General features: G+C 66.1%; 22 protein-coding genes. 9 read left to right on the top strand and 13 right to left on the bottom strand.

Annotated features, from left to right (window positions below):
• The first annotated feature begins 89 nt into the window (after positions 1-89).
• The gene (locus Q2T94_RS04755; RefSeq protein WP_302263066.1) at positions 90-1,349 is read left to right on the top strand and encodes a glycoside hydrolase family 3 N-terminal domain-containing protein; all 1,260 of its coding nucleotides are present in this window, start codon (positions 90-92) and stop codon (positions 1,347-1,349) included.
• Positions 1,350-1,509: 160 nt separating this feature from the next.
• On the opposite strand, the gene Q2T94_RS04750 is transcribed toward Q2T94_RS04755, so the two are convergent.
• The 5 genes from Q2T94_RS04750 to Q2T94_RS04730 form a co-directional block, all read right to left on the bottom strand.
• The gene (locus tag Q2T94_RS04750) at positions 1,510-2,307 is read right to left on the bottom strand and encodes a serine hydrolase domain-containing protein (protein ID WP_302263065.1); all 798 of its coding nucleotides are present in this window, start codon (positions 2,305-2,307) and stop codon (positions 1,510-1,512) included.
• Between the two features lie 141 nt (positions 2,308-2,448).
• Positions 2,449-5,736 carry a S8 family serine peptidase gene (locus Q2T94_RS04745; protein WP_302263064.1) on the bottom strand — a complete coding sequence of 1,096 codons (3,288 nt, stop codon included), beginning with the start codon at positions 5,734-5,736 and terminating at the stop codon, positions 2,449-2,451.
• A gap of 376 nt (positions 5,737-6,112) precedes the next feature.
• The gene (thiD, locus tag Q2T94_RS04740; protein ID WP_264269939.1) at positions 6,113-6,937 is read right to left on the bottom strand and encodes a bifunctional hydroxymethylpyrimidine kinase/phosphomethylpyrimidine kinase; all 825 of its coding nucleotides are present in this window, start codon (positions 6,935-6,937) and stop codon (positions 6,113-6,115) included.
• Between the two features lie 79 nt (positions 6,938-7,016).
• Positions 7,017-7,673, bottom strand: coding sequence for a hypothetical protein (locus Q2T94_RS04735; RefSeq protein ID WP_302263063.1), 657 nt, complete (start codon positions 7,671-7,673; stop codon positions 7,017-7,019).
• Positions 7,674-7,856: 183 nt separating this feature from the next.
• On the bottom strand, positions 7,857-8,504 hold the full coding sequence (locus Q2T94_RS04730; RefSeq protein WP_302263062.1) for a TetR/AcrR family transcriptional regulator: 648 nt from the start codon (positions 8,502-8,504) through the stop codon (positions 7,857-7,859).
• 292 nt (positions 8,505-8,796) lie between these two features.
• Here Q2T94_RS04730 and Q2T94_RS04725 point away from each other — a divergent pair, with 292 nt between their 5' ends.
• Positions 8,797-9,522: a queuosine precursor transporter gene (locus Q2T94_RS04725; RefSeq protein WP_264269942.1), complete on the top strand. Its 726-nt coding sequence runs from the start codon at positions 8,797-8,799 to the stop codon at positions 9,520-9,522.
• Between the two features lie 190 nt (positions 9,523-9,712).
• Complete coding sequence (locus Q2T94_RS04720; protein ID WP_302263061.1) at positions 9,713-10,303, top strand: DUF4126 domain-containing protein; 591 nt, start codon at positions 9,713-9,715, stop codon at positions 10,301-10,303.
• A gap of 15 nt (positions 10,304-10,318) precedes the next feature.
• Here Q2T94_RS04720 and tgt read toward each other — a convergent pair whose 3' ends face one another.
• Complete coding sequence (tgt, locus tag Q2T94_RS04715) at positions 10,319-11,620, bottom strand: tRNA guanosine(34) transglycosylase Tgt (RefSeq protein WP_302263060.1); 1,302 nt, start codon at positions 11,618-11,620, stop codon at positions 10,319-10,321.
• A gap of 172 nt (positions 11,621-11,792) precedes the next feature.
• On the opposite strand from tgt, the gene Q2T94_RS04710 reads away from it, so the two are divergent.
• A complete protein-coding gene (locus Q2T94_RS04710; RefSeq protein ID WP_302263059.1) occupies positions 11,793-12,863 on the top strand; it encodes an FUSC family protein in 1,071 nt (356 codons plus the stop codon).
• A gap of 21 nt (positions 12,864-12,884) precedes the next feature.
• On the opposite strand, the gene Q2T94_RS04705 is transcribed toward Q2T94_RS04710, so the two are convergent.
• Positions 12,885-13,424, bottom strand: a complete 540-nt coding sequence (locus Q2T94_RS04705; protein WP_264269946.1) for an NUDIX hydrolase family protein — start codon at positions 13,422-13,424, stop codon at positions 12,885-12,887.
• Positions 13,425-13,591: 167 nt separating this feature from the next.
• On the opposite strand from Q2T94_RS04705, the gene Q2T94_RS04700 reads away from it, so the two are divergent.
• Positions 13,592-15,034 (top strand): DHA2 family efflux MFS transporter permease subunit, encoded by a 1,443-nt coding sequence (locus Q2T94_RS04700; protein WP_302263058.1) that lies wholly within the window; start codon positions 13,592-13,594, stop codon positions 15,032-15,034.
• 99 nt (positions 15,035-15,133) lie between these two features.
• Here the strand turns inward: Q2T94_RS04700 and Q2T94_RS04695 are convergent, their stop codons facing one another.
• Positions 15,134-16,120, bottom strand: coding sequence for an Lrp/AsnC family transcriptional regulator (locus Q2T94_RS04695; RefSeq protein WP_302263057.1), 987 nt, complete (start codon positions 16,118-16,120; stop codon positions 15,134-15,136).
• 247 nt (positions 16,121-16,367) lie between these two features.
• On the opposite strand from Q2T94_RS04695, the gene Q2T94_RS04690 reads away from it, so the two are divergent.
• Positions 16,368-17,720 (top strand): MFS transporter, encoded by a 1,353-nt coding sequence (locus Q2T94_RS04690; RefSeq protein WP_302263056.1) that lies wholly within the window; start codon positions 16,368-16,370, stop codon positions 17,718-17,720.
• A 160-nt stretch (positions 17,721-17,880) separates the two neighbouring features.
• Here Q2T94_RS04690 and Q2T94_RS04685 read toward each other — a convergent pair whose 3' ends face one another.
• From Q2T94_RS04685 to Q2T94_RS04675, 3 genes are read right to left on the bottom strand one after another with little or no spacing between them, the layout of a single operon-like run.
• Complete coding sequence (locus tag Q2T94_RS04685) at positions 17,881-18,990, bottom strand: oxidoreductase (RefSeq protein WP_302263055.1); 1,110 nt, start codon at positions 18,988-18,990, stop codon at positions 17,881-17,883.
• Between the two features lie 29 nt (positions 18,991-19,019).
• Positions 19,020-19,733 (bottom strand): hypothetical protein, encoded by a 714-nt coding sequence (locus Q2T94_RS04680; RefSeq protein WP_302263054.1) that lies wholly within the window; start codon positions 19,731-19,733, stop codon positions 19,020-19,022.
• The gene (locus Q2T94_RS04675; RefSeq protein WP_264271147.1) at positions 19,733-19,891 is read right to left on the bottom strand and encodes a ribbon-helix-helix domain-containing protein; all 159 of its coding nucleotides are present in this window, start codon (positions 19,889-19,891) and stop codon (positions 19,733-19,735) included. The genes Q2T94_RS04680 and Q2T94_RS04675 overlap by 1 nt, the downstream gene beginning before the upstream one ends.
• A gap of 81 nt (positions 19,892-19,972) precedes the next feature.
• Here Q2T94_RS04675 and Q2T94_RS04670 point away from each other — a divergent pair, with 81 nt between their 5' ends.
• On the top strand, positions 19,973-20,545 hold the full coding sequence (locus Q2T94_RS04670; RefSeq protein WP_302263053.1) for a YdeI/OmpD-associated family protein: 573 nt from the start codon (positions 19,973-19,975) through the stop codon (positions 20,543-20,545).
• On the opposite strand, the gene Q2T94_RS04665 is transcribed toward Q2T94_RS04670, so the two are convergent.
• Positions 20,542-21,288 (bottom strand): glutamine amidotransferase, encoded by a 747-nt coding sequence (locus Q2T94_RS04665; protein WP_302263052.1) that lies wholly within the window; start codon positions 21,286-21,288, stop codon positions 20,542-20,544. The genes Q2T94_RS04670 and Q2T94_RS04665 overlap by 4 nt on opposite strands.
• A 175-nt stretch (positions 21,289-21,463) precedes the next feature.
• On the opposite strand from Q2T94_RS04665, the gene Q2T94_RS04660 reads away from it, so the two are divergent.
• Complete coding sequence (locus Q2T94_RS04660; protein ID WP_302263051.1) at positions 21,464-22,243, top strand: SDR family NAD(P)-dependent oxidoreductase; 780 nt, start codon at positions 21,464-21,466, stop codon at positions 22,241-22,243.
• Between the two features lie 21 nt (positions 22,244-22,264).
• Here the strand turns inward: Q2T94_RS04660 and Q2T94_RS04655 are convergent, their stop codons facing one another.
• Entirely contained in the window at positions 22,265-23,041 is a 777-nt protein-coding gene (locus Q2T94_RS04655) for a DUF1684 domain-containing protein (protein WP_302263050.1), read from the bottom strand.
• 97 nt (positions 23,042-23,138) lie between these two features.
• Here Q2T94_RS04655 and Q2T94_RS04650 point away from each other — a divergent pair, with 97 nt between their 5' ends.
• Positions 23,139-23,444 carry a hypothetical protein gene (locus tag Q2T94_RS04650; protein ID WP_302263049.1) on the top strand — a complete coding sequence of 102 codons (306 nt, stop codon included), beginning with the start codon at positions 23,139-23,141 and terminating at the stop codon, positions 23,442-23,444.
• Position 23,445: the final 1 nt, after the last annotated feature.

Genomic DNA, 23,445 nt, shown 5'->3' with positions numbered 1-23,445 from the left:
GTGTCTCGTCACGATTGGTGGGTCTGGGTGCCACCGTCCGCGCATTTTTCTGGCACGCTGAAGGTGGTTGAGAAAAGAGGCTGCGCACCATGAGCATTTTACGAGCAAAAATTTCCCTGCGGTGCAGGATATTGCCACTGGTGGTCCTTACAGCACTGGTGTTGGCTGGTTGCACCCCTGCCCCGGCGCCGACAGGCAGCGCCGGTACGTCGGCGCCCGGGAACACCGCCCCTTCTTCCAGCCCGACCCCATCGACGGACCCGAACCAGAGCCAGACAACACCCGGCAACGGACCCACGTCCGCCCCGCAGCAAAGCGCCGCCGAAAAGACCCTCGATGCCATGGGCCTGAAAGAAAAAATCGGGCAGGTTCTCATGGTCGGCGTCCCGGCCACCGGCAGCAGCTCGGCCGACCGGGCGGTCATTGCGGAGCATGCCCTGGGGAATTTCTTCCTGAAGGGCAGAAGCGGCGCCGGGAACACGACAACGGCCGCCGTGGTCGAGAAGGTCGAATCCACCATCTCGAAAACCCTGTCGGAGGATATCGACCCGTTTGTGGCAACCGACCAGGAAGGCGGCTCCGTCCAGGTCCTGAAGGGCAGTGGCTTTTCAACCTTGCCGGCCGCACTGACCCAAGGCGGCTGGGCCACCCAAACACTACGCGAGAGGGCCTCTGACTGGGGCCAAGAACTTGCCGAGGCGGGAATCAACGTCAACCTGGCACCGGTCGCGGACACTGTCACTTCTGCCGCGTTCGCCCCCTCCAATGCGCCCATCGGATACTGGAAACGTGAATACGGATACGACCCCGATACCGTCTCGGCGGCTTCCCGCGCATTTTCCGCCGGGATGCTGGCGGCTGGTGTGGACCCGGTGATCAAGCATTTCCCCGGCCTTGGCCGCGTCACCAAGAACACCGACACCACAAGGAATGTCACCGACACCCGGACCACCCGGCACGACGCCTACCTCAAGCCATTCAAGGACGGCATCGCCGCCGGCAACGACTGGGTAATGGTCTCGAATGCCTACTATGCCAAGATTGACGCCAAGAACATCGCTCCGTTCTCCTCGACCGTCATGCGCGAGATGCTGCGCGAGGACCTTGGGTTCAACGGAATCATCGTTTCCGACGACATGTGCGAGGCCGCGCAGCTGGATCCTTGGGCCCCCGGTACCCGTGCCCTGCGCTTCTTCGAGGCAGGAGGAACCATGATGCTCTGCGTCAATGCCGGCGACATGCCGGCCATAGCCAAGGCATTGCATGCCAAGGCAAGCAAGGATCCGGCTTTTGCCCGCATCATCGACTCCGCGGCACTGCGGGTGCTCGAGGTCAAGGAACGCCGCTAGGGGCGGCACTCCCGGACCCGATCCTGCGCCCACGTACGGGTGTCGTCAACCGTGGGATCCGAGCAACGAAATCAGGGCGGACTCCGGCCTGAAGTCCGTCTGGCCGGGACTAATGAGTGCGGCCGCGGCACCGGTGGCCGGGGACGTGAAGACGGCGCTCCTATAGCCGGGCCCGGATCCTCCATGCCCCCAGAGCCCCAGCCCGGCGTCGATCATGACCCCGGCGCCGTAGCGCGGTTCTTTCCAGGGTGCCGGCGCCTGCACCGGAACCGAATCCGTGAACGCCGCGCGCGGCGTTGGACAGTGCAGACGGGAAGAGCGGGTTGGAGTCCGCGAAGAGATCCCCGAACCCCAGTAGGTCCGCCGGTGTGGAGAAGGCGGCGCCGGCGGGTCCCGCCCACAGGGTCGAATATCCGGAAGGGGTCAGCGAGGTTTCGGGTTCCGGGTAGCGGGTCGAGGCCATGTCCGCGGGCTCGAAGATCTCCCGATGCAGGTACTGGCCCAACGACATGCCCGTGATTCCCTCCAGCATGGCTCCCAGGTACCAGTATCCCGTGTTGCCATAGGAGAATGTGCCAGGTGTCTCCGGGGTGCTGGCTGCGGAAATTTTCTCCAGCTCCCAGGGTTCGCCAGGATCCGCGTTGATGGCGTGCTGGTAATCCGGGTTGGCGGTGTAGTTGCCCAGCCCCGCGGTGTGCGTCAGCACTTGGGCGATCGTGCAGCCCGTGGGGGCACCGGGCAATCGCGAGGCCAGGGGATCGGCGAGCGTGAGCAGCCCGGCATCGACGGCACGCAGGACGCCGGCGGCAACGAACATCTTGGTCACGCTGAAGACCGGCAACGGCTCGGCGGGACCGGAAACGTGTATGCGGGCCCCGTCCCGGGGGCCGCGATAGGCCGCCACCGAACCGGTGGGAAGCTGCCGGAGAAGTGCCTCGAAGGCCAACGTGTCGTCCATGGCTCCGAGCCTAGTCCCGAAGGCCGCCGGTACAGCGCAAAAGGCGCGGCCCGGGGCCGGGACAGCGAATGGAGTTCCACTGTCCAGGCCCCGGGCCGCGCCCTTGGGTGCCGATCGTTCATTCGGCACCGTTGGTCCGTGCTACTTGCGAACCTCCACATCCACCAGCTGGGCGCGATTGCCCGAGGCGTTGTGCAGGTGCAGGAACAGGGCCTTGGCATTGGTGGCTTCCGGGGCGACGGTGGCGGTCAGCTTGTTCTTGTCCAAGTCGGCAAACACGGTTCCGGCACCGGCGAAGGACAAGGCCGGGGCGATCGCATTGAAGGCGATCCAATCGGTCTCGTCCACCGGGGCCAAGGCACCGGATTCATCGGAGTTGTAGAAGGAGTACGTGCTCACGCGGTAGGAAATCGGGGCGCTTGACCCCTCCAGGCCCAGGGCCGCCAGGGACACCGGGAAGCCAGCCACGTTGGTGTCGAAGGTGTTGGAATCGACGTCACCGGTCAGGCCGTTGAGCAGCTGCAGGTCGACCTGCTGGAAGGACTGCAGGCTGTAGGTCGCCACCAGGTCCGCATCCAGTTCGTCAGCGTAGGTGTTGAAGGTGACGAAGTCGGGCACCGAGTCGCCGTTGGTGTCGATCTCGATGTTGACCTCGGTGGCGCCGGCCAGGTGGGCCCAATTGCCCCAGGTGCTGACGCCGAAGTTCAGCAGGCCGTCGGTTGCTCCCGTGGTGGGGGCGGTGGACGCCGCTCCGACGTGCTGCAGGTCCATCTCCCTGGCCCCGGGAACATCGTCGGTGCTGTCGGGCAGGCGGTCCGAGGAGGCGCCGTGCTCGAAGGCAGAGACCAGCGAAACCACCTGGGTGTCTCCGGAACCCGCGCGGATGTCGTCGCCGGCCATGTCGATGGTGCCGGAAGTCGCGCCCTTGGCGAACTTGACCTTCTTGGCCGCCATGTCGGAGACCAGCTTCGGTGCTGCATGCACCGGGACGCGCAGCGTCGGGGCCGTGGAGCTGGAAAGCTCCACGCGGCCCGAGACATCGGCGACCCAGGCCCGCGGCAGGCCAAGCTGAGCCTTGTCCATGGTCGGATCGATGGTCTTGGCGTACTTGCGTGCGTCGACGTTCAGGGCAACGTTGACCTTGGTGCTGGCGCCGGCCTCGAGCGTGACCGTGTTCCGGTCCAGGCTGTAGCTTGCGCCAGGGATCTCGGTGGACGGCACGTACTTCACGTCGTACGTCTGCGTCTCATCGGACTTGTTGACCACGGTGATGGACTTGGTGGCTTTGTACTTGTTCTTGTCCACCTCGATGACCCCGAAGACCACGGTGGTCAGGTCCGGATCCGCAGTGGCGTAGGCATAGGCCGGGGTGCTGATCGCGGCGTCCGCCACGACGCGGCCGGAGCCCACGCGGTTGGGCCCGTAGGCCTGGCCGTTGGCGGCGAGGATGTCCACCGTCGCGGTGTTCATCACGATGGACTTGACCTCAAGTGCGGTGTAGTCGCCGCTGCCGGCCACGAGGGCGGCAATGCCCGCGGTGTGCGGGGTCGCCATGGAGGTGCCGGACTTGACGGCCGGGCCGGTGCCGGTTCCGACGCCGACGGAGCCGATGAGCGTGCCGGGGGCCGCGACGTCGGGCTTCACCACGCCCTCCGAGCCGTGCACTCCGCGTGAGGAGGACGAGTTCAGGGTGTCCCCGAGTCCGGACTCGCTCGATGCGGTTCCGACCATAGCCGGGTCAAGGGTGACGTTCAGCGTTCCGGCCTGGGCCGCGGGACGCAGCTGGTCGGAGTAGGCCTTGGTGAGCTGCGCTCCGGGGATCCTGGAATTGCCTGCGATGCCTGCCTCGAAGACCGAGACCTCGGCGTCCAGGATGACGCCGGTGGCACCAGCGGCCTCGGCGTTGTTGAAGCGGGTACCCGAGCCACAGGGGAACTCGAGGTTTTCGCTCCACTGCAGCCAGACCCACTTGCCGGTCAGGGAACCGGGCTCAAAGGCGGTGCAGCCGAAGGCGTTGGCGGCCGGGGCCATGATGACCTCGCCGGTGAGCCTGTCCGGGTCGGCACCGGTGTAGTTGAAGTTGGCCGAGTATTGCCCTGCCGCGGTTCCGGCGACGTCGGCAGGGGCATTGACGGTGATGCCATCCAGGGTGACCCTGGAAGCCACGGAGTTGGCGACGGTGAGCGAGGAGCGGGCGTTGCCCGGCGAGCCGCCGACGTCGGTGACGTCCCCGGCGTTTCCGGAGGCCACGACCGAGAGGATGCCCAAGTCGGTCAGTGCGTTGACGATGTCGTTTTCCGGGTCGTCCGCGGGCGCATGGTCCGAACCGAGCGACATGTTGACGACCTGGGCGCGGTCATCGAAGTTGCCGTCGTTGTTGGGATCCAGGACGTAGTCAAGGGCCTGGCCGACCACGGCGGAGGAGCCGCCGCAGCCAAAGACGCGGATACCGACCAAGGCGGCTTCCGGTGCGCTGCCCGGGCCGATGCGCATGCCCGCCACCTCGTCGGCGGTGAGCTTGGTGTAGTCCCCGGTGAAGGTGGTCCCGTCGGCATTCACGCCGTTCCCGGCGGCAGTCCCTGCGACATGGGTGCCGTGCCCTGCGGCTGCGCAATCCAGCGGGTTGGAATCGGGACGCGGAACCGGCTGGTAGTCCGGTGCGCTTGGGTCGGCGTTGTAGTCATCGCCCACCAGGTCCCAGCCGCCGATGAACTTGGCCGGGTCATACAGCCCGGAGTCCGTGGCCGGCAGGACATCGGAGGACTGCGCCTCGGAGTAGGCCTGGAGTGTGCCCGGGCCGCCGAAGCCGGCATGCGTGTAGTCGATGCCGGTATCCAGCACCGCGATCCTGATGCCTTCGCCAGTTTCCTTTAGCGCTGTCCACGCCTCGAGGGCGCGGGTGTCGATGTCGGCATTCTTGTTCTCCTGCGTCTTGGGCACGATCGCGGTGATCTTCTTGACGTCGGGACGCGCGGCCAAGGCGCGCAATGCCTCGGCGTCCCCGCGCAGTGCCACGCCCGGAAGCGAATTGGTGGTCGTGTAGATGACATCGGCCTTGGCGTCCTTGGCCGCCGACTTGCCCTTGGCCTTGATGCCGTCGCGGATTTCCTTGACCTTGGAGGGGTTTTTGACCGACTTGCCACGCGGGGCCTTGGCGCTCTCCGGCTGGGTGGCCTCGAAGGCGCCTTCGCCCTCGAACTGCACATAGACCGAGACTTCTCCCTTGGCCACCGACAGGGGGCCGGAGACCTTCAGGTCCTTCAATGCCTTGGGGGCGAGTCCGCCCAGGGATGGCGAATCCGACCCTGGCGCCGGGTCGATCGTGGGTGGTGCCGCAAGGGAAGGGACGGACATGGTGACGGCCAGGGCAAGCCCTGAGGCCGAAGCCAGGATCGTCCGCGCAAGTCTGTGACGACGCGGGTTGGACATGGTTCTCCTTGTATCCGAGGGGAGTGACGCGGGAGGAAACCCATGGCTGCTTATCGGTGTCCTTCCCACGCATATCCTATGTGAGCCGAGGCACATATCAAGGGGTTGTTTGAGATTTTCCCGAATGTGTCCGGACGAAGTGTCGGCGGGGATCGATAACCTATGGTCAGTCGGTGAACCTCTTGGGGAGGTTGGCCGCCCGGAGCGCCGGCACTGCGCCCGGAAACATACAGATGGCATCGGGCAAGGACGCCGTCGAAACGGTTTTCGGGCCGGATGCCGGTGTTCCGCGGGCGTTTTTTGGGGAAACGCAAAAGTGCTGGTCCCGTGTATGCACGGGACCAGCACTTCAACCAACCTGCGGTGTGTGAAATTCCTAGCGCGAGCCGCCCTGCCACAAGGCATCGAAGGGGGCCGCGGAGGAAACGCGATTCTTAATGCCCTCGGTGACAAAGGCCTTGGCGTTGCGTGCTGCCTGCAATGGCGACTCGCCCTTGGCCAGCTCGGCCGTGATGGCCGCTGCCAGCGAGCAACCGGCACCCGACACGGCGACTTCCCCGACCTTCGGGGCGGACAACACCTCGAGGGTCTCGCCGTCGTAGAACACGTCCACGGCATCGCTGCCGGAGAGTCGGACGCCGCCCTTGGCCAGCACCGCCGCACCGGAGAGCGCATGGATCTTCTTGGCGGCCTCGGTCAGGTCCTCGACGTTGTTGATGCTCATCCCGGAGAGGGACTCGGCCTCGAAGTGGTTCGGCGTGACGAACGTTGCCAGCGGCAACAGGGTCGACTTGAGCGCCTCGTCGGTGTCCAGGGCGTGTCCCGGTTCCTGGCCCTTGCAAATCAGCACCGGGTCCAGCACGACGTTGTCCCATGCCTGGTCCTTGAGCGCGGCCGCAACCGTGTCGATGGTGGCGGGGGAACCCATCATGCCCAGCTTGACGGTCTTCAGGTCGCCGGCATAGCAAGTCTGGATCGCCTCGAGCTGGTCGGCGATCACCTGCGTCTCCACCGGCACGAAGCGGTGGTTCCAGTTGTCCTTCGGGTTGAAGGACACAATGCAGGTCAGGGCAATGATCCCGTAGGTGCCCAGCTCCTGGAAGGTCTTCAGGTCGGCCTGGGCGCCGGCACCGCCGGTTGCTTCGGAGCCGGCGATGGTCAGGGTAACGGCGGGACGGATCCCGGTGGAGGCAGAAGTCATGCATTCATTTTAGGCGGTTTCCCGCGGGCGCCCACACGCACGGGGTCATCGGCGCCGCGCCAGGGACGGAAAACGGGAACTAAGACCTGGTGAAGGTGGTCAGCTGGGTCGCATTTGACCACCCGGCGCCTCGTTCGGCACGCGTGCCGGCGGCGGTGTCGGCTGTGGTGACCATGAAAAGCACCGGCAGCCCCTGGCGTGCCGCCGTGGCGGCAAGGTTCGCAAGGATCGCGGCGCGGAACTGCTCGACATTGGAAGTGGCGGTGATGCTTGGGTCGCACAGGAGCGCGAACCCATCGGCGAAGCGGACCCGGCCCCGGCCGACAGGAGCGTCGAAATCCGCGATTTCGACCACGTCGTAATCGTTCATGGGGGCCTCGAATAGGCTTGCCGTTTCCGGCAACGCGGCCACCTGCTCCACGTCGTTGGCAAGCGCCACCAGCAGGACGCGCCGATCGCTCAGGCTCCAGCCCCGTGCGGCAAGTTCCCGGCTCGCGACCCCGTCCGGGGAACCCAGGAACGTCAGCCTGGTCTGCCCCTGATGCCCTGACAGCCCTGGATCTCCCAGCAGGGTGGGCAGTTCCTCGGGAAGGGGCCAAGTGCTGATGATTTCGTAGTCGCTTCCGTCTTCGGCGATGCTGTGCAGTCGCCCGTCTTCGTCGCGGACCACCGTGCGGTCACGAATCAAGGCAAAAGAGTGGACCCAGGGCGGAAGGTTTGAGGACTCGAATGGCATCTGGCGGCTCCTGTTCCATAGACGGGCAACGGAATGGCGACTCGGGACACAAAATGAGCGCTGATCTGTGGCGACCGTTGCGTTTCGCGCCCCGTGCGAGGCTTCACCTCCGACTCTACGCCTGTACCTGTCGAATCCGGGATTGCCCGTTCGGCAGGGCGGGGAATCGGAGGTGGGAGAGTCCTAGGTTGCGGTGCGCACCAGAGAGAGCACATCGTCGAGGATGCTGCGGACCACGGGCATTCGCGAGAGCACAACCAAGCGCGCGACAACCGGGGCAACGTTCTTGATGAGTCGCAGGCTGCGTGCGGCACCCGGGGACGAATCGTAGGCCCAGAAAAGGAGAATGCCCCGTTGGACCAGCCACAGCAACTGGGGCAGTTCCGTTCGGATGGCCAACGGGGGCAGGGGCCTGCTGGCCGTCACCACCTGGCGCCACAATCCGAGTTCCATGGCTCGCTGGACATTGCCGAGCTCTGCGTTGGAACCGGAAAAGGCCGTCCGAATAAACGCGGGTCCGAACTCGCGGAAGGGCGTCAAGACGTCCAGGCCTTTGCCCAACGCAATGCGCAGATTCGTCTCCAGGTTGTTCCCCGGCACCAACAACGGCCAAGTAGCCGTCCGGTGCTCCTCGAGCAGCTGGCGGAACAACTCATGGACGATGGCGTCCTTGGAATCGAAATAGTAGTAGGCATTGCCCAGGGAAAGCCCGGATTCCTGGGCAATCGAGCGCATTGTGGTCCCAGCGAACCCCTTGGTGGCGAACAGCCCCATGGCCGTGTCCAGCAGCAGCTGGCGCGTATGGGCGCTCTTGGCGGTCGGCTTTCCCACGGAGCTCCTTTCCACGCTGGACATTGGTCTCAATCATATCCATTTTTGAACGCGTTCAAAACTTGAATCTCCGGTATGCAAGCCGTGAAAGGCCCAATGCGATGGCCCAAATGGGGTCCCGGGAACGGGAAAGCGCCAAATCGGAGGCCGCGAAGGCATGGGATACTTGAAGCTCAAGTGCTAATACAGCGAGTGGTCCCCACGACCCCGATTCCCTTGGCTGCGTCGATCGCGGCGGGAGTCGTTGCGCCGGGACCGGCTTGGCGAACCACTTCTTCGATTGGGAATCACCATGGGCGAAAACACCGCCTCAACAACACAACGTCCGAAGGCCCCGCGTGCCATTTTTGCGTCCGCGGGAAGCCCCTACTTTTCGACAGTGCTTGCACTAATGGCCGTCGTGGTCATCCTTTCCAACGTCGGTGCCGCCAAGGGCGTCACCTTCGGCCCCATCGTCACCGACGGAGGATTCTTCCTCTTCCCCTTGGCCTACATCCTCGGTGACGTCATTTCGGAGGTCTACGGATTCAAGGTCGCCCGCCGCGCCATCATCACCACCTTTGCGCTGGCGGCCTTCTCCACCCTGTGCTTCTGGATCATGATCCAGCTGCCCGCGGCCGAATGGTACGACGGGCAGGCAGCCCTCGAACGCACGCTGGGCCCGGTCTGGCTCATCGTCCTGGCCTCGCTGCTCGGCTTCCTGGTCGGGCAAACCCTGAACTCCTGGGTGCTGGTGAAGATGAAGGAACGCTTCGGCGAACGCGGGCTGGTGGGCCGCCTGATGAGCTCCACCGGGGTGGGCGAATTCGCCGACACCCTGATCTTCTGCTCGATTGCCGCCACCGTCATTGGAATCACCGACATTCCCACGTTCATCAATTACGTGGTGGTCGGGTTCATCTACAAGACTGCGGTGGAGTTCCTCTTTGTCCCGGTGACCACGCTGGTGATCCGTTGGTTCAAGCGCCGTGAACCCACCTACGAGCTGCATGCCCCCGTGGCGGGCGGCGCCGCGTAGGCAAACCGCAACACGAATACGGAGGCGGTGGTCTCTTCGCTTTCACTTGGCGAAGGAGCCATCGCCTTTTCCATGCCCCCGGGGGGCATGGCACGTCCGGTATTGGATGAGGACGGTGTTTGGCCGTTGGCCACTGGCGGCACCGGCACGTTGCGCTGATTGCGGCCCCGGCTGCGCCTATTCTGGGCACATGGAACTACTCACGGCCGCCGGGCTGAGCTCGGCCGCGGGACTGAACGCGTACATTCCCCTGCTGGTTCTGGGGTTGCTGAACCGCTTCACCTCATGGGTCGCGCTACCCGAGGGATGGGGCTGGCTTTCCAACGGCTGGGCGCTGGGAATACTGGCGGTGCTGCTGGTCATCGAGGTGGCGGCCGACAAGATTCCGGTGGTTGACTCGGTCAACGACGCACTGCAAACGGTGGTGCGCCCGGCCTCCGGCGGACTCGTCTTTGCCTCCGGCGTCGGATCCGAGACCGTTGCCGTAGCCGACCCCGGCGACACCTTTGGCTCGGCCCAGTGGGTGCCGCTGCTCATAGGCGCGGCGATCGCACTGGCGTTCCACCTGCTTAAATCGGGGTCGAGGCCGCTGTTGAACCTGGGCACGGCCGGGGTTGCCGCCCCGGTGGTGAGCACCGCCGAGGACGGGGCATCGCTGGGCCTGAGCCTGCTGGCCATCGTCTTGCCCGTGCTGGTCCTGCTGGTAGCCGTGGGGCTGGCCGTGCTGTTGATTGTCGGCGTTCGCAGGCTGCGGCCAAAAAAGGGCAGCCCCGCGGGCTAGGTTCGCTTTGACGGCCTAGGCGGAGACGGTTTTTAGGCCCTGGGGGTCCGGAGCGCCGGCGTAGTAGCGGGAGTGGACACGTTCCTTGAGCTCGTGGAAGGTGCCGTCCTCGATGGCCGCGCGGGCGTCGTCGACCATCTTCACCACGAAGCGCTCGTTGTGGATGGAAATCAGCGTGTGGCTGAGAAGTTCCTTGGCCTTGAAAAGGTGGTGGATGTAGGCGCGTGTGTAGTGCTGGCAGGTGTAGCAGTCACATTCCTCGGACAGGGGAGTGAAGTCGGTCTTGTAACGCTGGCCCGAAAGGTTGAACCGGCCGTGGGGAGTGTAGAACGCCGAGTTGCGGGCCACCCGGGTGGGGGAAACGCAGTCAAAGGTGTCCGCGCCGTTCTCGATGGCCGTGAAGAGGTCGTCGGGCTCGGAGATCCCCAGCAGGTGGCGCGGCTTGTTCTCCGGAAGTTCCTCCGCGCACCAACCCACGATGGTGCCGAGGTTTTCCTTTTCCAGCGCGCCCCCGATCCCGAAACCGTCAAAGGCCATGGCGCCGAGGTCCCGACAGGCCTGACGGCGCAGGTCCTCGTACTGGGCGCCCTGGATCACGCCAAAGAGCGCCTGGTAGTCCTTGCCCACACGGGCATCGGTGAGGTTGAAGTGCTCTGCCACGCAACGCTCGGCCCAGAGGCGGGTGCGTTCGAGCGACTCGACTTGGTAGCCGCGGGAATTCTGCAGCGTGGTCAGCTCATCGAAGGCGAACATGATGTCGGCGCCGATCTTGTGCTGCACGTTCATCGACACCTCCGGGCTGAAGCGGTGCTTGTTGCCGTCGATGTGGCTCTTGAACCAGACGCCGTCGTCATCCACGTTGGCCAGGCGTTCCTTGCCCGGGGCCACCGCGTCGTCGGGACCGGACTGGTCCACCGATTTCATGTCGATCACCTTCTTGAATCCCGAGCCCAGGCTCATGACCTGGAATCCGCCCGAATCGGTGAAGGTGGGTCCGGACCAGTTCATGAACTTGCCAAGCCCGCCCGCGGTGTCAAGGATGTCGGCACCGGGCTGAAGGTAAAGGTGGTAGGCGTTGGCCAGCACCGCCTGCGCTCCAAGATCGGCCACGGATTCAGGCAGCAGGGCCTTGACCGTAGCCTTGGTGCCAACGGCAATGAATGCCGGTGTCTTGATCTGCCCGTGCGGGGTGGTGATCACGCCCGTGCGTCCGTTGGACACCGACCCGTCGGGGCGGGTCAGCCGGGTTCCGACGTCGAAGGAGAACTCGTCCTGGCGCGGATGGGGGGCAGTGGCATCAAAAGAATCGTTCGGCACCTACCTAGTGTGCCGCATGCCCCCGGCGTGGCGGCAAAAACCGGGGCGTGCGGTGGCTCACCCAATGCTATTCCTTCCCTCACAAGAGCCGCGTTCGAAGGGATTCGCGGCGTAGCGTTGGAGGAAGGTGTACGAGAATGCAGGACCGAGAGAACGGCGACCAACCACACGCATGGGCAAGAACTTTGGCGGGTTGCTGACCCTGGGGCCTGCACACAACGACCACTGGATCGCGTTGCGCACGGCCGTGGGGATCTTTGTTCCACTCTTTGCCCTGCTGGCCATCGACCGTTTGGACCTGATGGTCTTCGTGATCTTTGGCGCCTTCACCGGTGTTTACGGCCGGGTACCTGGCTACGCGAACCGGCTGGTGGCCCAGTCCAAGGCCGGTGGCCTGTTCCTGGCGGTAATCCTTGCCGCCGCGCTGGCCTCGCACTACCTCGTAAACCACGAGGACCCTGCGGCAAGTGCCTGGATGATCGTCGGGCTTACGACAGTGGTTTCCGGGATCTGTTCGGTCCTCACCGGATTCCTGCAATTGCGGCCCGGCGGGTCGCTCTTCCATATCTTTGCCTTCGCGGCCATCGCCTCGATGCCGCACCAGCCACTGCTGGCCGAATCAATGGCCGCCGCGCTGGGCGCGGTACTGTTCGCGATAGTCCTGGGATTCTCCGGGACGCTCTTCGCCAAGGGAACATCCTGGGGCCCCTACGTCGCCCCGGCACCGCTGTCGCGGCCCGTTCGCCTGGCGATCTGGAACGAGGCGCTGCTGTACCTGCTAGCTGCGGGGCTGGCCGGATCCATCGCCAACCTGCTGGCCCCGGCGCTGTCTACCGGTCACAGCTACTGGGCCATGGTGGCGGCTGTCGTGCCGCTGGTGGGCCACACCACCAGGCACCGCGTGCGTCGCGGCGTCCACCGTATTCTGGGCACGCTCACCGGGTTGGTGTTGATGGCGGCCATCATCGCCTTCGCGCCGCCCGTCTGGGTGCTGCTGGCCATGATCGGGCTGCTGCAGTTCGCTGCCGAGATGTTCATAGCGCGCAACTATTTCCTGGCCCAGATCTTCGTCACCCCGCTGGCCCTGGTGGGCGTCTCCTTCGGGACGGGGCTGAACAACGTGTTGCTCTACGACCGGATGCTCGAAACCATCATCGGAGCCCTCGTGGGCGTGCTGGTGGTGCTGCTCGGATCGCTTTACGGAGCCTGGTTCCGCCGCCGCCTGCTGCCCGAAATCGGTTAGCAGGCGGCGCCGTTCAGCAGGTTAGCGGACGTAGCCGACGTGGGCGAGTGCCTGGCGAACCAAATTCTCCCGGCCGCCGGCGAACTCCTCCTGGATGCTCGGGCTCAGCGCCTCCTCGGGCGTCAGCCAGGTTAATTCAAGCGCGTCCTGGCGCGGGGAGCATTCGCCGCGCACCGGCACGATGTAGGCCAGCGCGACGGCGTGCTGCCGTTCGTCGGTCAACCCGGTTTCCGAGGGGGACGGGAAATACTCCGCCACGGTGAAGGGCGCCGGGGACGGCGGCAACTGCGGCATGGCCATGGGCCCCAGGTCCTTCTCGATGTGGCGGGTCAGCGCCGCACGGATGGTCTCCCGGTACATCACACGGCCCGAAACGAAGGTGCGCAGCATCCGCCCTTCGGGATCGGCCGTCAGCAGCAGGCCGATCTCGGTGACATAGCCGAGCGGATCCAGGCGCACCGGGATGGCTTCGATGTAGAGCATGGGCAATCGGGCGCGGGCCTCGTAGAGGTCTTCGTCGGACAGCCAGCCGGGATAGGGATCCGGAGTGCGAACGTTCATGTCTCCATCTTGTCCCATCCAAGGGGTCGGCGGGCCACGTCGCGGACCGTGTTGTGTGATTCCGGGGATGTTTTTCACTTTCGGGAATCAACCGTCGGCCCCCGACGCTAGAATGAAATGTTCCGCAAAAGCCCACCCCCCACTTTTCATGGAAGAGGCCACTGACCGTGACCGAGACCGGCACCAAACTCAACCCCAAGGATCTGGCCACCATCACGGTGCTGATCGTTTCCGCGTTCGTGGTGATCCTCAACGAAACCATCATGAACGTGGCGCTGCCGGTGCTCATGCACGAGTTCCAGGTCAGCGAGGAAGCCATCCAGTGGCTTGCGACGATCTTCATGCTCACCATGGCCGTGGTCATCCCGGCCACAGGCTTCCTGCTGCAGCGTTTCAGCACCCGCGGGGTGTTCATGCTGGCGATGGGATTGTTCTCCCTGGGCACGCTGCTGGCCGCCGCTGCCCCGGGCTTCGGCCTGCTCCTGGTTGCCCGTGTCATCCAAGCTTCCGGCACGGCGATCATGATGCCGTTGCTGATGACCACGATCCTGGACCTGGTGCCCGCCCACAGGCGCGGGGTCATCATGGGCAATGTGTCGATCGTGATTTCCGTGGCCCCGGCCATCGGGCCGACCATCTCGGGTCTCATCCTGCATTCGCTGTCGTGGCGCTTCATGTTCCTGATCGTCGCGCCGATCGCCTTGGCGGCACTCTTCATTGGTTCACCGCGGCTGAACAAGGTCGCCGAGGCCTCCACCATGCCGCTGTCAATCCCCTCGGTGTTGCTGTCCATCCCGGCCTTTGGCGGACTGGTCTTCGGACTCAGCCGGCTCTCGGCCAACGGGCTGGACGGGCAGACGCTGTCCATCTTGGTGGTTGCAGTTCTCTCGCTGGTGGCCTTCACGATGCTGCAGCTGCGCCTGCAGAAGAAGAACCATGCGCTGCTTGACCTGCGCACCTTCACCTACCGCCCCTTCACCTTGTCGCTCTCGCTGATGGTGCTGGCCATGGTGGCGCTCTTCGGCGTGATCATCCTGCTGCCGCTGTACCTGCAAAACGTGCGCGGCCTGGACACCCTGGCCACCGGCCTGATGCTGTTGCCCGGCGGGCTGCTCATGGGTCTGCTGGCCCCGTTCGTCGGACGGCTCTTCGACCGGGTTGGCCCGCGCCCGCTGATGATCCCGGGAACCGTGATCCTGGTGCTGGTGCTCTTCGGCTATTCGCGTCTGCTGGGCGCCGAGACCGCCCTCGGCGTGATTATCGCGCTGCACCTGACCATGTCGCTGGCGCTGTCGCTGATCTTCACCCCGGCGTTCACCACGGCATTGAACCCGCTGCCGCATTCGCTGCATTCCCACGGCTCCGCGGTGCTTTCCACCCTGCAGCAGTTGGGCGGCGCGGCCGGCACCGCATTGCTGGTCGGCGTCCTGGCCTCGCGTATAGGCGCGGGTGCCGCGGCCGGCGCCGATCCCATCCAGGCCCAGATCGACGGGTTCTCCGCCGGTTTCCTGGTGGCTTCGGTCTGCGCCGTGGGCATGGTGGTCATCGCGCTCTTCCTGACCAAGGCCAGGGAACCAGCCCCGGCCACGGCAGCGGAGCACGCGCACTAGGACCTGGCACCTCGTTGACGTGAAGCGATTCCCCGGCCATTGTCCGTTTCGGACAGTGGCCGGGGAATCGTCGCTTAAGGCGACCCCTCCCGGCCCGGATCAGGTGACGACCTCACCGGTGGGACGCCCCTCCGGATCCAGCATCCAGCCCATGCGCTTGAATGAATGCACGCCCACGCAGGCCTCGATGATGTCGACACCGGGGACCCTGGCGGCGAGCCTGGCCTCAATGTCGGCGATGTCGGCCGGGGTGCGCAACTGCATCATGAACGTCATGTTCGCCGCACCCGTGGTTGAGGCGCAAAGGCGCAGCGTCCGATGCTCCATCAGGAAGGCTGCGACGGTGTCCGCAGTGCCTGCAGGAACTTTCGCGAACCATTGCACCGTCAGCGGGTACCCCGTGTAATGGCTCGCCAGATCGCAGCGCAGGGTCACCATGCCGGTCTCCAGCGCCGTGCGCAGCGCCCGGCCGGTGGTTGAGGGATGCTGGCCGGTGGCCTGGGCGATTTCCGCGGCCGTGGAACGGCCGTCGCGCATCAGCACCCTGAGCATCGGCCAGAACGTGTCGGGGATGATTGTCGGCTGCGCCAGGGGTGGCTGGTTGAGGCGTTGGAGCTGGGCCTGCTGTGCGGGGGAGAGCACGTCCAGTCGCCACACGTTGCCGGTGGCGTAGAGCTTGGTGCACAGCGAGACCTTGGTGCGTTGGACGCCACGGGCGCCGCGGATGCGCGGCAGGATCTCCCGGGCCATGGTGAGCCAGTCGGCGGCCAGGCAGGTGAGGCGGAAGTCGGCACTGCTGGTCGCGTCGTCGACGGTGAGCACCTCGGAGATCGCGCAGAGGTCGACGCGCGCCTCGTCGATGAGCTCCGGATCGGCCACGACATCGATGAAGGCGGTGCAGTGCTGCTCGGGGTGTCCGCCCAGATGTCCGAGGACCCAGGCCATGCGATCCTCGCGCAATCGGTTCCAACGGGCGGAAAGCGTTGCCGGGTGGCGCCCCAGCACGGCCGCCAATTCGGCCCAGCTGGCCCGCGGCGCGATTTGCAGCGCATTCACCAGTTGCAGGTCTTCCACCGGCAGTTCCATGAGATCCCTCCTCGTCATCGCTGCACGAATTCGCGGCTTGGATGGCCCCCTGTGCAATTATTCGTGAATTCTAGTTCATTGTCCTGCCCTGGCCCCACGATCGATAGTGACACGGCTCACCACCCGGTGGGTCACCGGGCTCGCGAAGGCGACCACAACACGCAGCCGGCAACGCCAAGCTCGCTTCCCTGGCCTAACGCCAATTCCCATTTCCCTCTCCCCGCACAGAAGCAGGATCCAACCCGCCATGAGCATCAAGGAACAGCTGGCCCCGGCCGGCACCATCCAACGCACCGAGCCCGCCGCGCACGGGGCACCCGGGCAGTCCACCTTCAAGACCCTGCTGGGCATTGGCGCCGGCAACGCCGTGGAATGGTTCGACTGGGCCATCTACGCCACGTTCGCCTCCTTCATCTCCGGCCAGCTCTTCTCCAAGGCCGACCCGACCTCCGCGTTCCTGGCCACCATGGCGATCTTCGCCGTCGGCTTCGTCGCCCGCCCCTTCGGCGGCGCATTCTTCGGCCTGATCGGCGACAAGGTCGGCCGCAAGTCCGCCATGACCATGGCCGTGGGCCTGGCCTCGCTCGGTTCGCTGATCATCGCGATCACCCCGACCTACGCGAGCATCGGGGCCGGCGCCTCGCTGATCCTGCTGGTGGCCCGGCTGCTGCAGGGCCTGGCGCACGGCGGCGAGATGCCCAGCGCGCAGACCTACCTCGCCGAGGTGGCCCCTGCCCCGAAGCGCGGGTTCTACTCCACGCTCATGTACTGCTCCGGGACCGCCGGCATCGTTGCCGGAACGCTGCTCGGGGCCATCCTCACCGTCGTGCTGACCAAGGAACAGATGGGAGCCTTCGGCTGGCGCATCCCCTTCGCCGTCGGTGCGCTGATGGGTCTGTACACCCTGGTCATGCGCTCGCGCCTGAAGGAGACCGAGCAGTTCGAGGAGCAGAAGTCGGCCAAGGCCGCGGCCGCCACCAAGGGACCCTCGGTCTTCTCACAGATCATGGCCAACTGGCGCCAGGCGGTGCGGGTCATTGGCCTGACCGTTGGGTTGACCGTCGTCTACTACATCTGGTCCGTTTCGACCCCTGCCTACGCGATCGCCAACCTGAAGATGGATCCGGCAACCGCGCTGTGGACCGGCGTCGCCGCCAACCTGGTGTTCATGACGGCCCTGCCGTTCTGGGGCAAGCTTTCGGACCGCATCGGCCGCCGTCCGGTTCTGCTCATCTCGGCACTGGGTGCCGCGGTGCTGCAGTTCCCGATGTCCTCCCTGGTGCGCGGTGAGGCATGGCAGCTGTTCATCGCCATGTCGGTGATGCTCATCTTCATCGCCGCCTCCGCCTCGATCGTTCCGGCCGTCTACGCCGAGCTGTTCCCCACCGCGATCCGCACCATCGGCGTGGCCATCCCCTACGCCATCGCCGTGGCGGCCTTCGGCGGCACCGCCGCCTTCCTGCAAGCCGGGTTCAACGCCTGGTTCGGTATCCCCACCGGCGGAACGGTCTTCGCGATCTACTCCATCGTCCTGCTGCTCATCAGCGCGCTCACCATCTACAAGATGCCCGAGTCCGCGGGCAAGGACCTGCGCGGCTAGCAACCGCGCCGCGACGCTGAAGGACCCCCCTCATCTAGGTGCGGGCCACCCGGGAATCCCCCTCCCGGATGGCCTGCACCGTCTGCGTGGGCGGCCATTGGCGGTCCTGCCGGTGACGCGCGTGCCCGCGCGGCCGGCCGAATGCCCCGCACCGGTGTGACTACCAGTGGGCGCGCCAGTACTGGGCGGCGAAGGGCACCTGTTCGCGCGATGCACCCAGCTCGGCGGCGGCCACCGCCGGCCAGTTCGGGTTCTTCAGGGCAGCACGGCCGATCGACACCCCGTCGGCGGCACCGGTGACCAGCACCTGTTCGGCCTGCGAGGGGTCGTTGATCATGCCCACGGCCGTCACGAAGGCCGCCGGGACCGCCTGCTTCACGGCGGTGGCCAGCGGCACCTGGAAGCCCGGGCCGCTGGGCCCGTGGTACTTGCCGATCCCCGCGCTGGACAGGTCGAAGGCCGTGACACCCAGCTCAAAGGCCTCGGCGGCGAAACGCGCGGTGTCCTGGATCCGCCACCCTCCATCGACCCAGTCATCCCCGGAGAAGCGGATGGCCAGCGGCTTGTGCGCCGGCCAGGCGGCACGCACCGCGGTGATCACCTCGCGCGCGTACCGGGTGCGGTTCCCGAAGCTTCCGCCGTATTCATCCGTGCGGGTGTTGGTCAGCGGCGAAAGGAACTGGTGGATCAGGTAGCCGTGCGCCGCATGGATCTGGACGACATCGAACCCCGCTTCGTCGGCCCGGCGCGCCGCCTCGGCCCAGTCCCGGATGGATGCGGCAATCTGCTCGCCGCTCATGGCGAGCGGGGAGTCGAGCCCGAAGACATCGGTTTCCGAAGGAGCGGCGGTTTCCCACCCGCCGTCCTCCTCGCCGAGGCTGCCGACCTGTCCGGCGGCAGCGGGCTGGGGCAGCCAGGCATGCGTCGAGGCCTTGGCACCGGCGTGGGCCAGCTGGATGCCGGCTGCCGCGCCCTGGGAATGGATGAAGTCGACAATGGGGGCCCACGCCCGGGACTGGTCATCGTTCCAGATGCCGGCATCCCTGTCGCTGATGCGTCCCTGGGCGGTGACCGCGGCGGCCTCGGTGAACACCAGGCCGAAGCCCCCGGCGGCGCGGGCGCCCAGATGGGCAAGGTGCCAAGCGTGCGGCACGCCGTCGCGATTGTCGACCGAGTATTGGCACATGGGTGCCAGCACGGTGCGGTTCCGAAGCGTCAGGCCCGGGCCCTCGGGCGCGGCAAGGTCGACAGGAGTAAAGAGTTTGCTCATGCCCGGTGGCAACAGGTGCGCCGTCCGGGCTATTCCCGCGGTGCCGGGCTTTGGGCATGGTGGTGGCGTTCGGCGACCCGCAGGTCCCCGCCATCCGGGTGCGCCACCAGCAGTGTCCGGCCGTGGGTCCCCGTGGCGAAGCGCGGCCACAGCCCGGCGGCCTCCAACCGCGCGGCCAGGTGCCCGGCGTCGCCGTCGATGCCGAGTTCCAGGTCGACCCGGGTGGCTGCGGCGGGACGCAGGTCCACGTACCCGCCATGTTTGGCCCTGAAGTGCGCATCCAATGCTCCTGGCCCACCGGGGGACTGGATCGCGCCGATGTTTCGCAGCGTCTGCGCGGAGCCCGGCACGTCGGAAGTGTTCCATACAGCCAGCACGCCGAGCGAACCCGGCGTGGACTGGAGTCCCGATCCGGCGGTGACACCGGCGTTCACCGGGGTGGCCGTGAATTCCAGCCGGTCATCGGCGGTGATGTGCCCGATGGGTCCGGCGTCCGTGGTGCGCAGAAGCACCTCGGTGCCGTCGCTGCGGGTCCATTGCGCAAACTTGTCCAGGTCTCGCACCTCGAAACCCAGCTCGATGGCGAAGGAGGGCGCGGTACGGAGGAGAACGCGTCCGGAACCCGCGGCAAAGCACCGTTCCCCGGAAGTTCCGTGCGGCAAACCGGCAAGCCCAATGGCCAGCAACAGCTCGGCCCAGGCAGCGGCGTGCCCGGTGTTCACCACGGGCCGCACGCGCAACATCAGCGCCGCTCCAGGTACTCGGCGAGGGCCTTTTCCACGAAGGCGGAAAGGCTGCTGCCGTCATCGACGGCGGCGTGCTTCACGCGGCGCACCAGCGGCGCCGGGAGGTAGACATTGAATTGGATCTTGTCGCTGTGTTCGTCCCTGTTCGCTGCCATGTAACGGATGCTAGCAATATAGCCGCCGTTGCCACAAGGCCACCGCTGGTCGCCCCCGGTGGCCGGTGGAATGATGGGTCCATGGCGATCCCATTGGAAGAACTGTTGGTGCCCGATGCCCCCGCGTGGCGCGCCTGGCTGCAGGAGCACCACGCCAGCCATCCGGGCGTGAACCTGGTGCTGCACAAGAAAGGCGGAACCACCACAAGCCTGACCTACGCGCAGGCGCTGGACGAGGCCCTGTGCTTCGGCTGGATCGACGGCCAGCGCAACGCGCGCGACGAGCACAGCTTCACCAACAGATTCACCCCGCGCACCGCGCGCAGCAAGTGGTCCGCCAGGAACGTGGAACACGTCCAGCGGCTGGAGGCCGTCGGCCTGATTCAGCCGGCGGGAGCCGCCGCGGTCCAGGCGGCCAAAGCCGACGGGAGGTGGGACGAAGCCTATGCGGGGCAGGCATCGGCGCAGCTTCCCGCCGATTTCCTCGAGGCGGTTTCCGGATTTCCGCGGGCGCAGGAAACGCTGGCAGCCCTCGGCGCCAGCGAGCGATTCGCCATCTACTACCGGTTGCACACCGTCAAGGGGGATGAGACCCGGCGGAGGAAGATCGCCGACTACGTGGCCCGGCTCGATGCCGGGCAAGGGATCTTCTAGCTTTCGGCCCCATAGCGCCGCACGAAGTTGCGCAGGATCAGTGCCGGCCACTCCACGAGTGCGGCCATCGCCTCGTCGTGCAGCCGCTGGGCATCCTGCGGGGGGAAATAGCCCGCATCGCGGTAGATCATGATGCGCTGGGCCAGTCCGGCGGGGTCAAGCTCGGGATGGAACTGGGTGGCATAGAGATTGCTCTTGACCCTGAACATCTGCACGGGACAGGCAGCCGAATCGGCCAGCAACACCGCCGATTCCGGCAGCTCGGAGACGGCCTCCTTGTGCCCCACGAAGGCATCGAATTCCTCCGGCAGCCCGGCCAGCAGCGGATCGCGGCGTCCCTGGCCGGTGAGCCTGATGCGCGAGGTGCCCACCGGTTCGCCAAAGTGCGTATCGATTCTCCCTCCCTGGTGGGTGCCGAGGGTGCCAACGCCGTAGCAGGCGCCCAGGAAGGGGAAGTCCTCGGCCACCAGCACATCGAGCAGCCGGGAAAGGTCCGCCTCGCAGCGCAGCTGCGTCGCTGATTTCGTTGACGGATGGTCCGAGGCATTGAAGGGGCTGCCGCCCAGGATGATGCCCGGACAGTCCTCCAATCCCAGCCCGTCAAGGGAACCCAGTGGTTCGCGCTCCAAGCGGATGACGCGCAGCGCATCGGCATCGAGCCCGCTGGCATCCAAGACGCCGCGCACCTCGTCGGATGCGGCAAGGTCGTGTTCCCTCGTCGAAATCAAGATAAAGCGGCCCATGGCTGCAGTCTACGTGCCGCATTCGACTCGACGAGCCGGAGGCACTCTTCTATCCCGGCGCTTCCCGGTCTAGTCTGAAGTGAGTTAATGGCCACTAACCCAGCTAGGTCGGCGCCGAGCGCCGGCCGGCAGCAGGGGACGGGTCCACAGCAGCGCAGACGAAGGGAACCGCACCATGCTCATCACCGACTCAGTCGCCTTGGTCACCGGGGGAGCCTCCGGACTCGGGGCCGCCACCGCACGGGTGCTCTACGACGCGGGCGCCCAGGTGGTGCTGGTTGACCTGCCCTCCGCGAAGGGCGAGGAGGCAGCGGCGGCACTGGGGCCGCGGGCGAGGTTTGTGGCCGCCGACGTCACCGACGAAGCGCAGGTCAAAGCCGCCATTGCCGCAGCCGCGGACATGGGAAACCTGCGCATCGTGGTCAACTGCGCCGGGGTTGCCACCCCCGGCAAGGTGCTGGGGCGCGAGGGCGTGCTGCCGCTGTCCACCTTCGAAAAGGTCATCGCCATCAACCTCACCGGCACCTTCAACGTGGTCCGGCTGGCGGCAGAGGCCATGGCTGCAACCGACCCGGTCATCGACCCGGCCACCGGAACCCCCGAGCGCGGGGTCATCGTCAACACCGCCTCTGTCGCCGCCTTCGACGGGCAGATCGGCCAGCCCGCCTACTCCGCCTCCAAGGGCGCCGTCGCCGCGATGACGCTGCCGCTGGCCCGCGAACTGGCCCGTCACTACATCCGGGTCATGACCATTGCCCCGGGCATCTTCGAGACCCCGATGATGTCCTCGCTCTCCGACGAAGCGCAGGCATCGCTCGGTGCCCAGGTGCCGCACCCGGCACGTCTGGGCAAGCCCGCCGAATACGCGGCCCTGGTGGAGCACATCGTGGCCAACCAGATGCTCAACGGTGAAACCATCCGCCTGGACGGGGCCATCCGCATGGGACCGAAGTAGCCGGACCGCGGAGCAAAACCCTCAGCGGGGCATGAGCTCCCCGGCGCGCACCGGAACTTCGAGCCGGTTCCCCGGCACCGGTGCCGGGCACACCGCATGGGGTGAGAATGCCATGGGGTAGTTCAAGGAGCGGTTGAAATCAATGGCGACTTCCCCGTTCGTGCCGGGGTCCTTGACCGTGACAAAGCGCCAGGAAGCCGTCTGCACCCCGTTCGTCTGGTCCCGGAATGACAGGGTCAGCGAACCATTGGCGTTCCGGGAAGCAGCCAGGGACGCGCGGTGTCCGGCCAGCTCGAATCCGACCTCGCCGACCAGTTCTGCCCTGAGCCTGGTGTCGGAACGGAAACTGTCGATCGGCACCACCTTCGGGGCGTGGAATGCGGAGTAGCGCCCGGGGACGATGAAGGTCGGGTCGTGGTCGAAGACCGGGACGCCGGTGAAGGCCTTCAGCCGGGGATGGGTGCGCTCGCGGGTGCGGATCATGTACCTGCCCCCGCGCACGCCCAGTTCCACCAGGGTGTCACCGTGGCGGATGAAATGCATGGACTCGCCCTCGTGCAGGGACTTGGCCAACGTACCGTGAACCGGGTCGCCATCCGGGGTGGTCACGGAGTCCGACACCTCGAAGTCCGCGGTCGCCCCGGTGGCATCGGCGCTCCAGCTTCCCGGAACCAGGTCCAATAGGCAGGGATCCTCGGGCAGCCACTGGTAGCTGCTCAGTGAAAGCCACCCGAACGGGACCGCCAGGCCTTCGTCGCGCATGCGGCGCCACAGTGTGAAATTCGTGGGTGCACTCATGGAACCCAGTGTGCCACTTCAGCGCCCGGTCGCTCCGTCGCCTCAGGGGGGATCGCGATGTGGCCATGCCGAATCCACAAGCATTAGGCTTGTTTCCATGCCTTCCTATCGCGCCCAGCTGAACATCACGGGGCTTCGTCCCGGGCACGCGCCCGAAGCCGTCATGGACACCGCCGTGGCATCGCTGGCCGACGGCCACCATGTGGATGCGAACCAGCTCGACGTGGTCGCCGGGGTACCGCGGATCACCGTGCGCTACACCGTGGAGGAAGACGGGAACCCTGATATGCGCGCCGTTGCATCGGCCGCTGCCATGCGCGCGGCGGTGGAAAGGGTGGCGGTGAGCGAAAAGCTCGTGGTGCTGCGCCGCACCCGTGGACGCTGGATGACGCTGCGGCGCTAGG

This window comes from Paeniglutamicibacter sulfureus (genome assembly GCF_030512175.1).
Taxonomy (GTDB): Bacteria; Actinomycetota; Actinomycetes; order Actinomycetales; family Micrococcaceae; genus Paeniglutamicibacter; species Paeniglutamicibacter sulfureus.
Note: the sequence above shows the minus strand (reverse complement) of the source record. Positions and strands in the feature narration are given on the sequence as shown.

Bases quoted from the DNA above. Each gene is read 5' to 3' on its own strand.
- Q2T94_RS04755 (WP_302263066.1), top strand. From the start codon at position 90: ATGAGCATTTTACGAGCAAAAATTTCCCTGCGGTGCAGGATATTGCCA.
- Q2T94_RS04750 (WP_302263065.1), bottom strand. From the start codon at position 2,307: ATGGACGACACGTTGGCCTTCGAGGCACTTCTCCGGCAGCTTCCCACC.
- Q2T94_RS04745 (WP_302263064.1), bottom strand. From the start codon at position 5,736: ATGTCCAACCCGCGTCGTCACAGACTTGCGCGGACGATCCTGGCTTCG.
- thiD (WP_264269939.1), bottom strand. From the start codon at position 6,937: ATGACTTCTGCCTCCACCGGGATCCGTCCCGCCGTTACCCTGACCATC.
- Q2T94_RS04735 (WP_302263063.1), bottom strand. From the start codon at position 7,673: ATGCCATTCGAGTCCTCAAACCTTCCGCCCTGGGTCCACTCTTTTGCC.
- Q2T94_RS04725 (WP_264269942.1), top strand. From the start codon at position 8,797: ATGGGCGAAAACACCGCCTCAACAACACAACGTCCGAAGGCCCCGCGT.
- Q2T94_RS04720 (WP_302263061.1), top strand. From the start codon at position 9,713: ATGGAACTACTCACGGCCGCCGGGCTGAGCTCGGCCGCGGGACTGAAC.
- Q2T94_RS04710 (WP_302263059.1), top strand. From the start codon at position 11,793: ATGGGCAAGAACTTTGGCGGGTTGCTGACCCTGGGGCCTGCACACAAC.
- Q2T94_RS04705 (WP_264269946.1), bottom strand. From the start codon at position 13,424: ATGAACGTTCGCACTCCGGATCCCTATCCCGGCTGGCTGTCCGACGAA.
- Q2T94_RS04695 (WP_302263057.1), bottom strand. From the start codon at position 16,120: ATGGAACTGCCGGTGGAAGACCTGCAACTGGTGAATGCGCTGCAAATC.
- Q2T94_RS04690 (WP_302263056.1), top strand. From the start codon at position 16,368: ATGAGCATCAAGGAACAGCTGGCCCCGGCCGGCACCATCCAACGCACC.
- Q2T94_RS04685 (WP_302263055.1), bottom strand. From the start codon at position 18,990: ATGAGCAAACTCTTTACTCCTGTCGACCTTGCCGCGCCCGAGGGCCCG.
- Q2T94_RS04680 (WP_302263054.1), bottom strand. From the start codon at position 19,733: ATGTTGCGCGTGCGGCCCGTGGTGAACACCGGGCACGCCGCTGCCTGG.
- Q2T94_RS04675 (WP_264271147.1), bottom strand. From the start codon at position 19,891: ATGGCAGCGAACAGGGACGAACACAGCGACAAGATCCAATTCAATGTC.
- Q2T94_RS04670 (WP_302263053.1), top strand. From the start codon at position 19,973: ATGGCGATCCCATTGGAAGAACTGTTGGTGCCCGATGCCCCCGCGTGG.
- Q2T94_RS04665 (WP_302263052.1), bottom strand. From the start codon at position 21,288: ATGGGCCGCTTTATCTTGATTTCGACGAGGGAACACGACCTTGCCGCA.
- Q2T94_RS04660 (WP_302263051.1), top strand. From the start codon at position 21,464: ATGCTCATCACCGACTCAGTCGCCTTGGTCACCGGGGGAGCCTCCGGA.
- Q2T94_RS04655 (WP_302263050.1), bottom strand. From the start codon at position 23,041: ATGAGTGCACCCACGAATTTCACACTGTGGCGCCGCATGCGCGACGAA.
- Q2T94_RS04650 (WP_302263049.1), top strand. From the start codon at position 23,139: ATGCCTTCCTATCGCGCCCAGCTGAACATCACGGGGCTTCGTCCCGGG.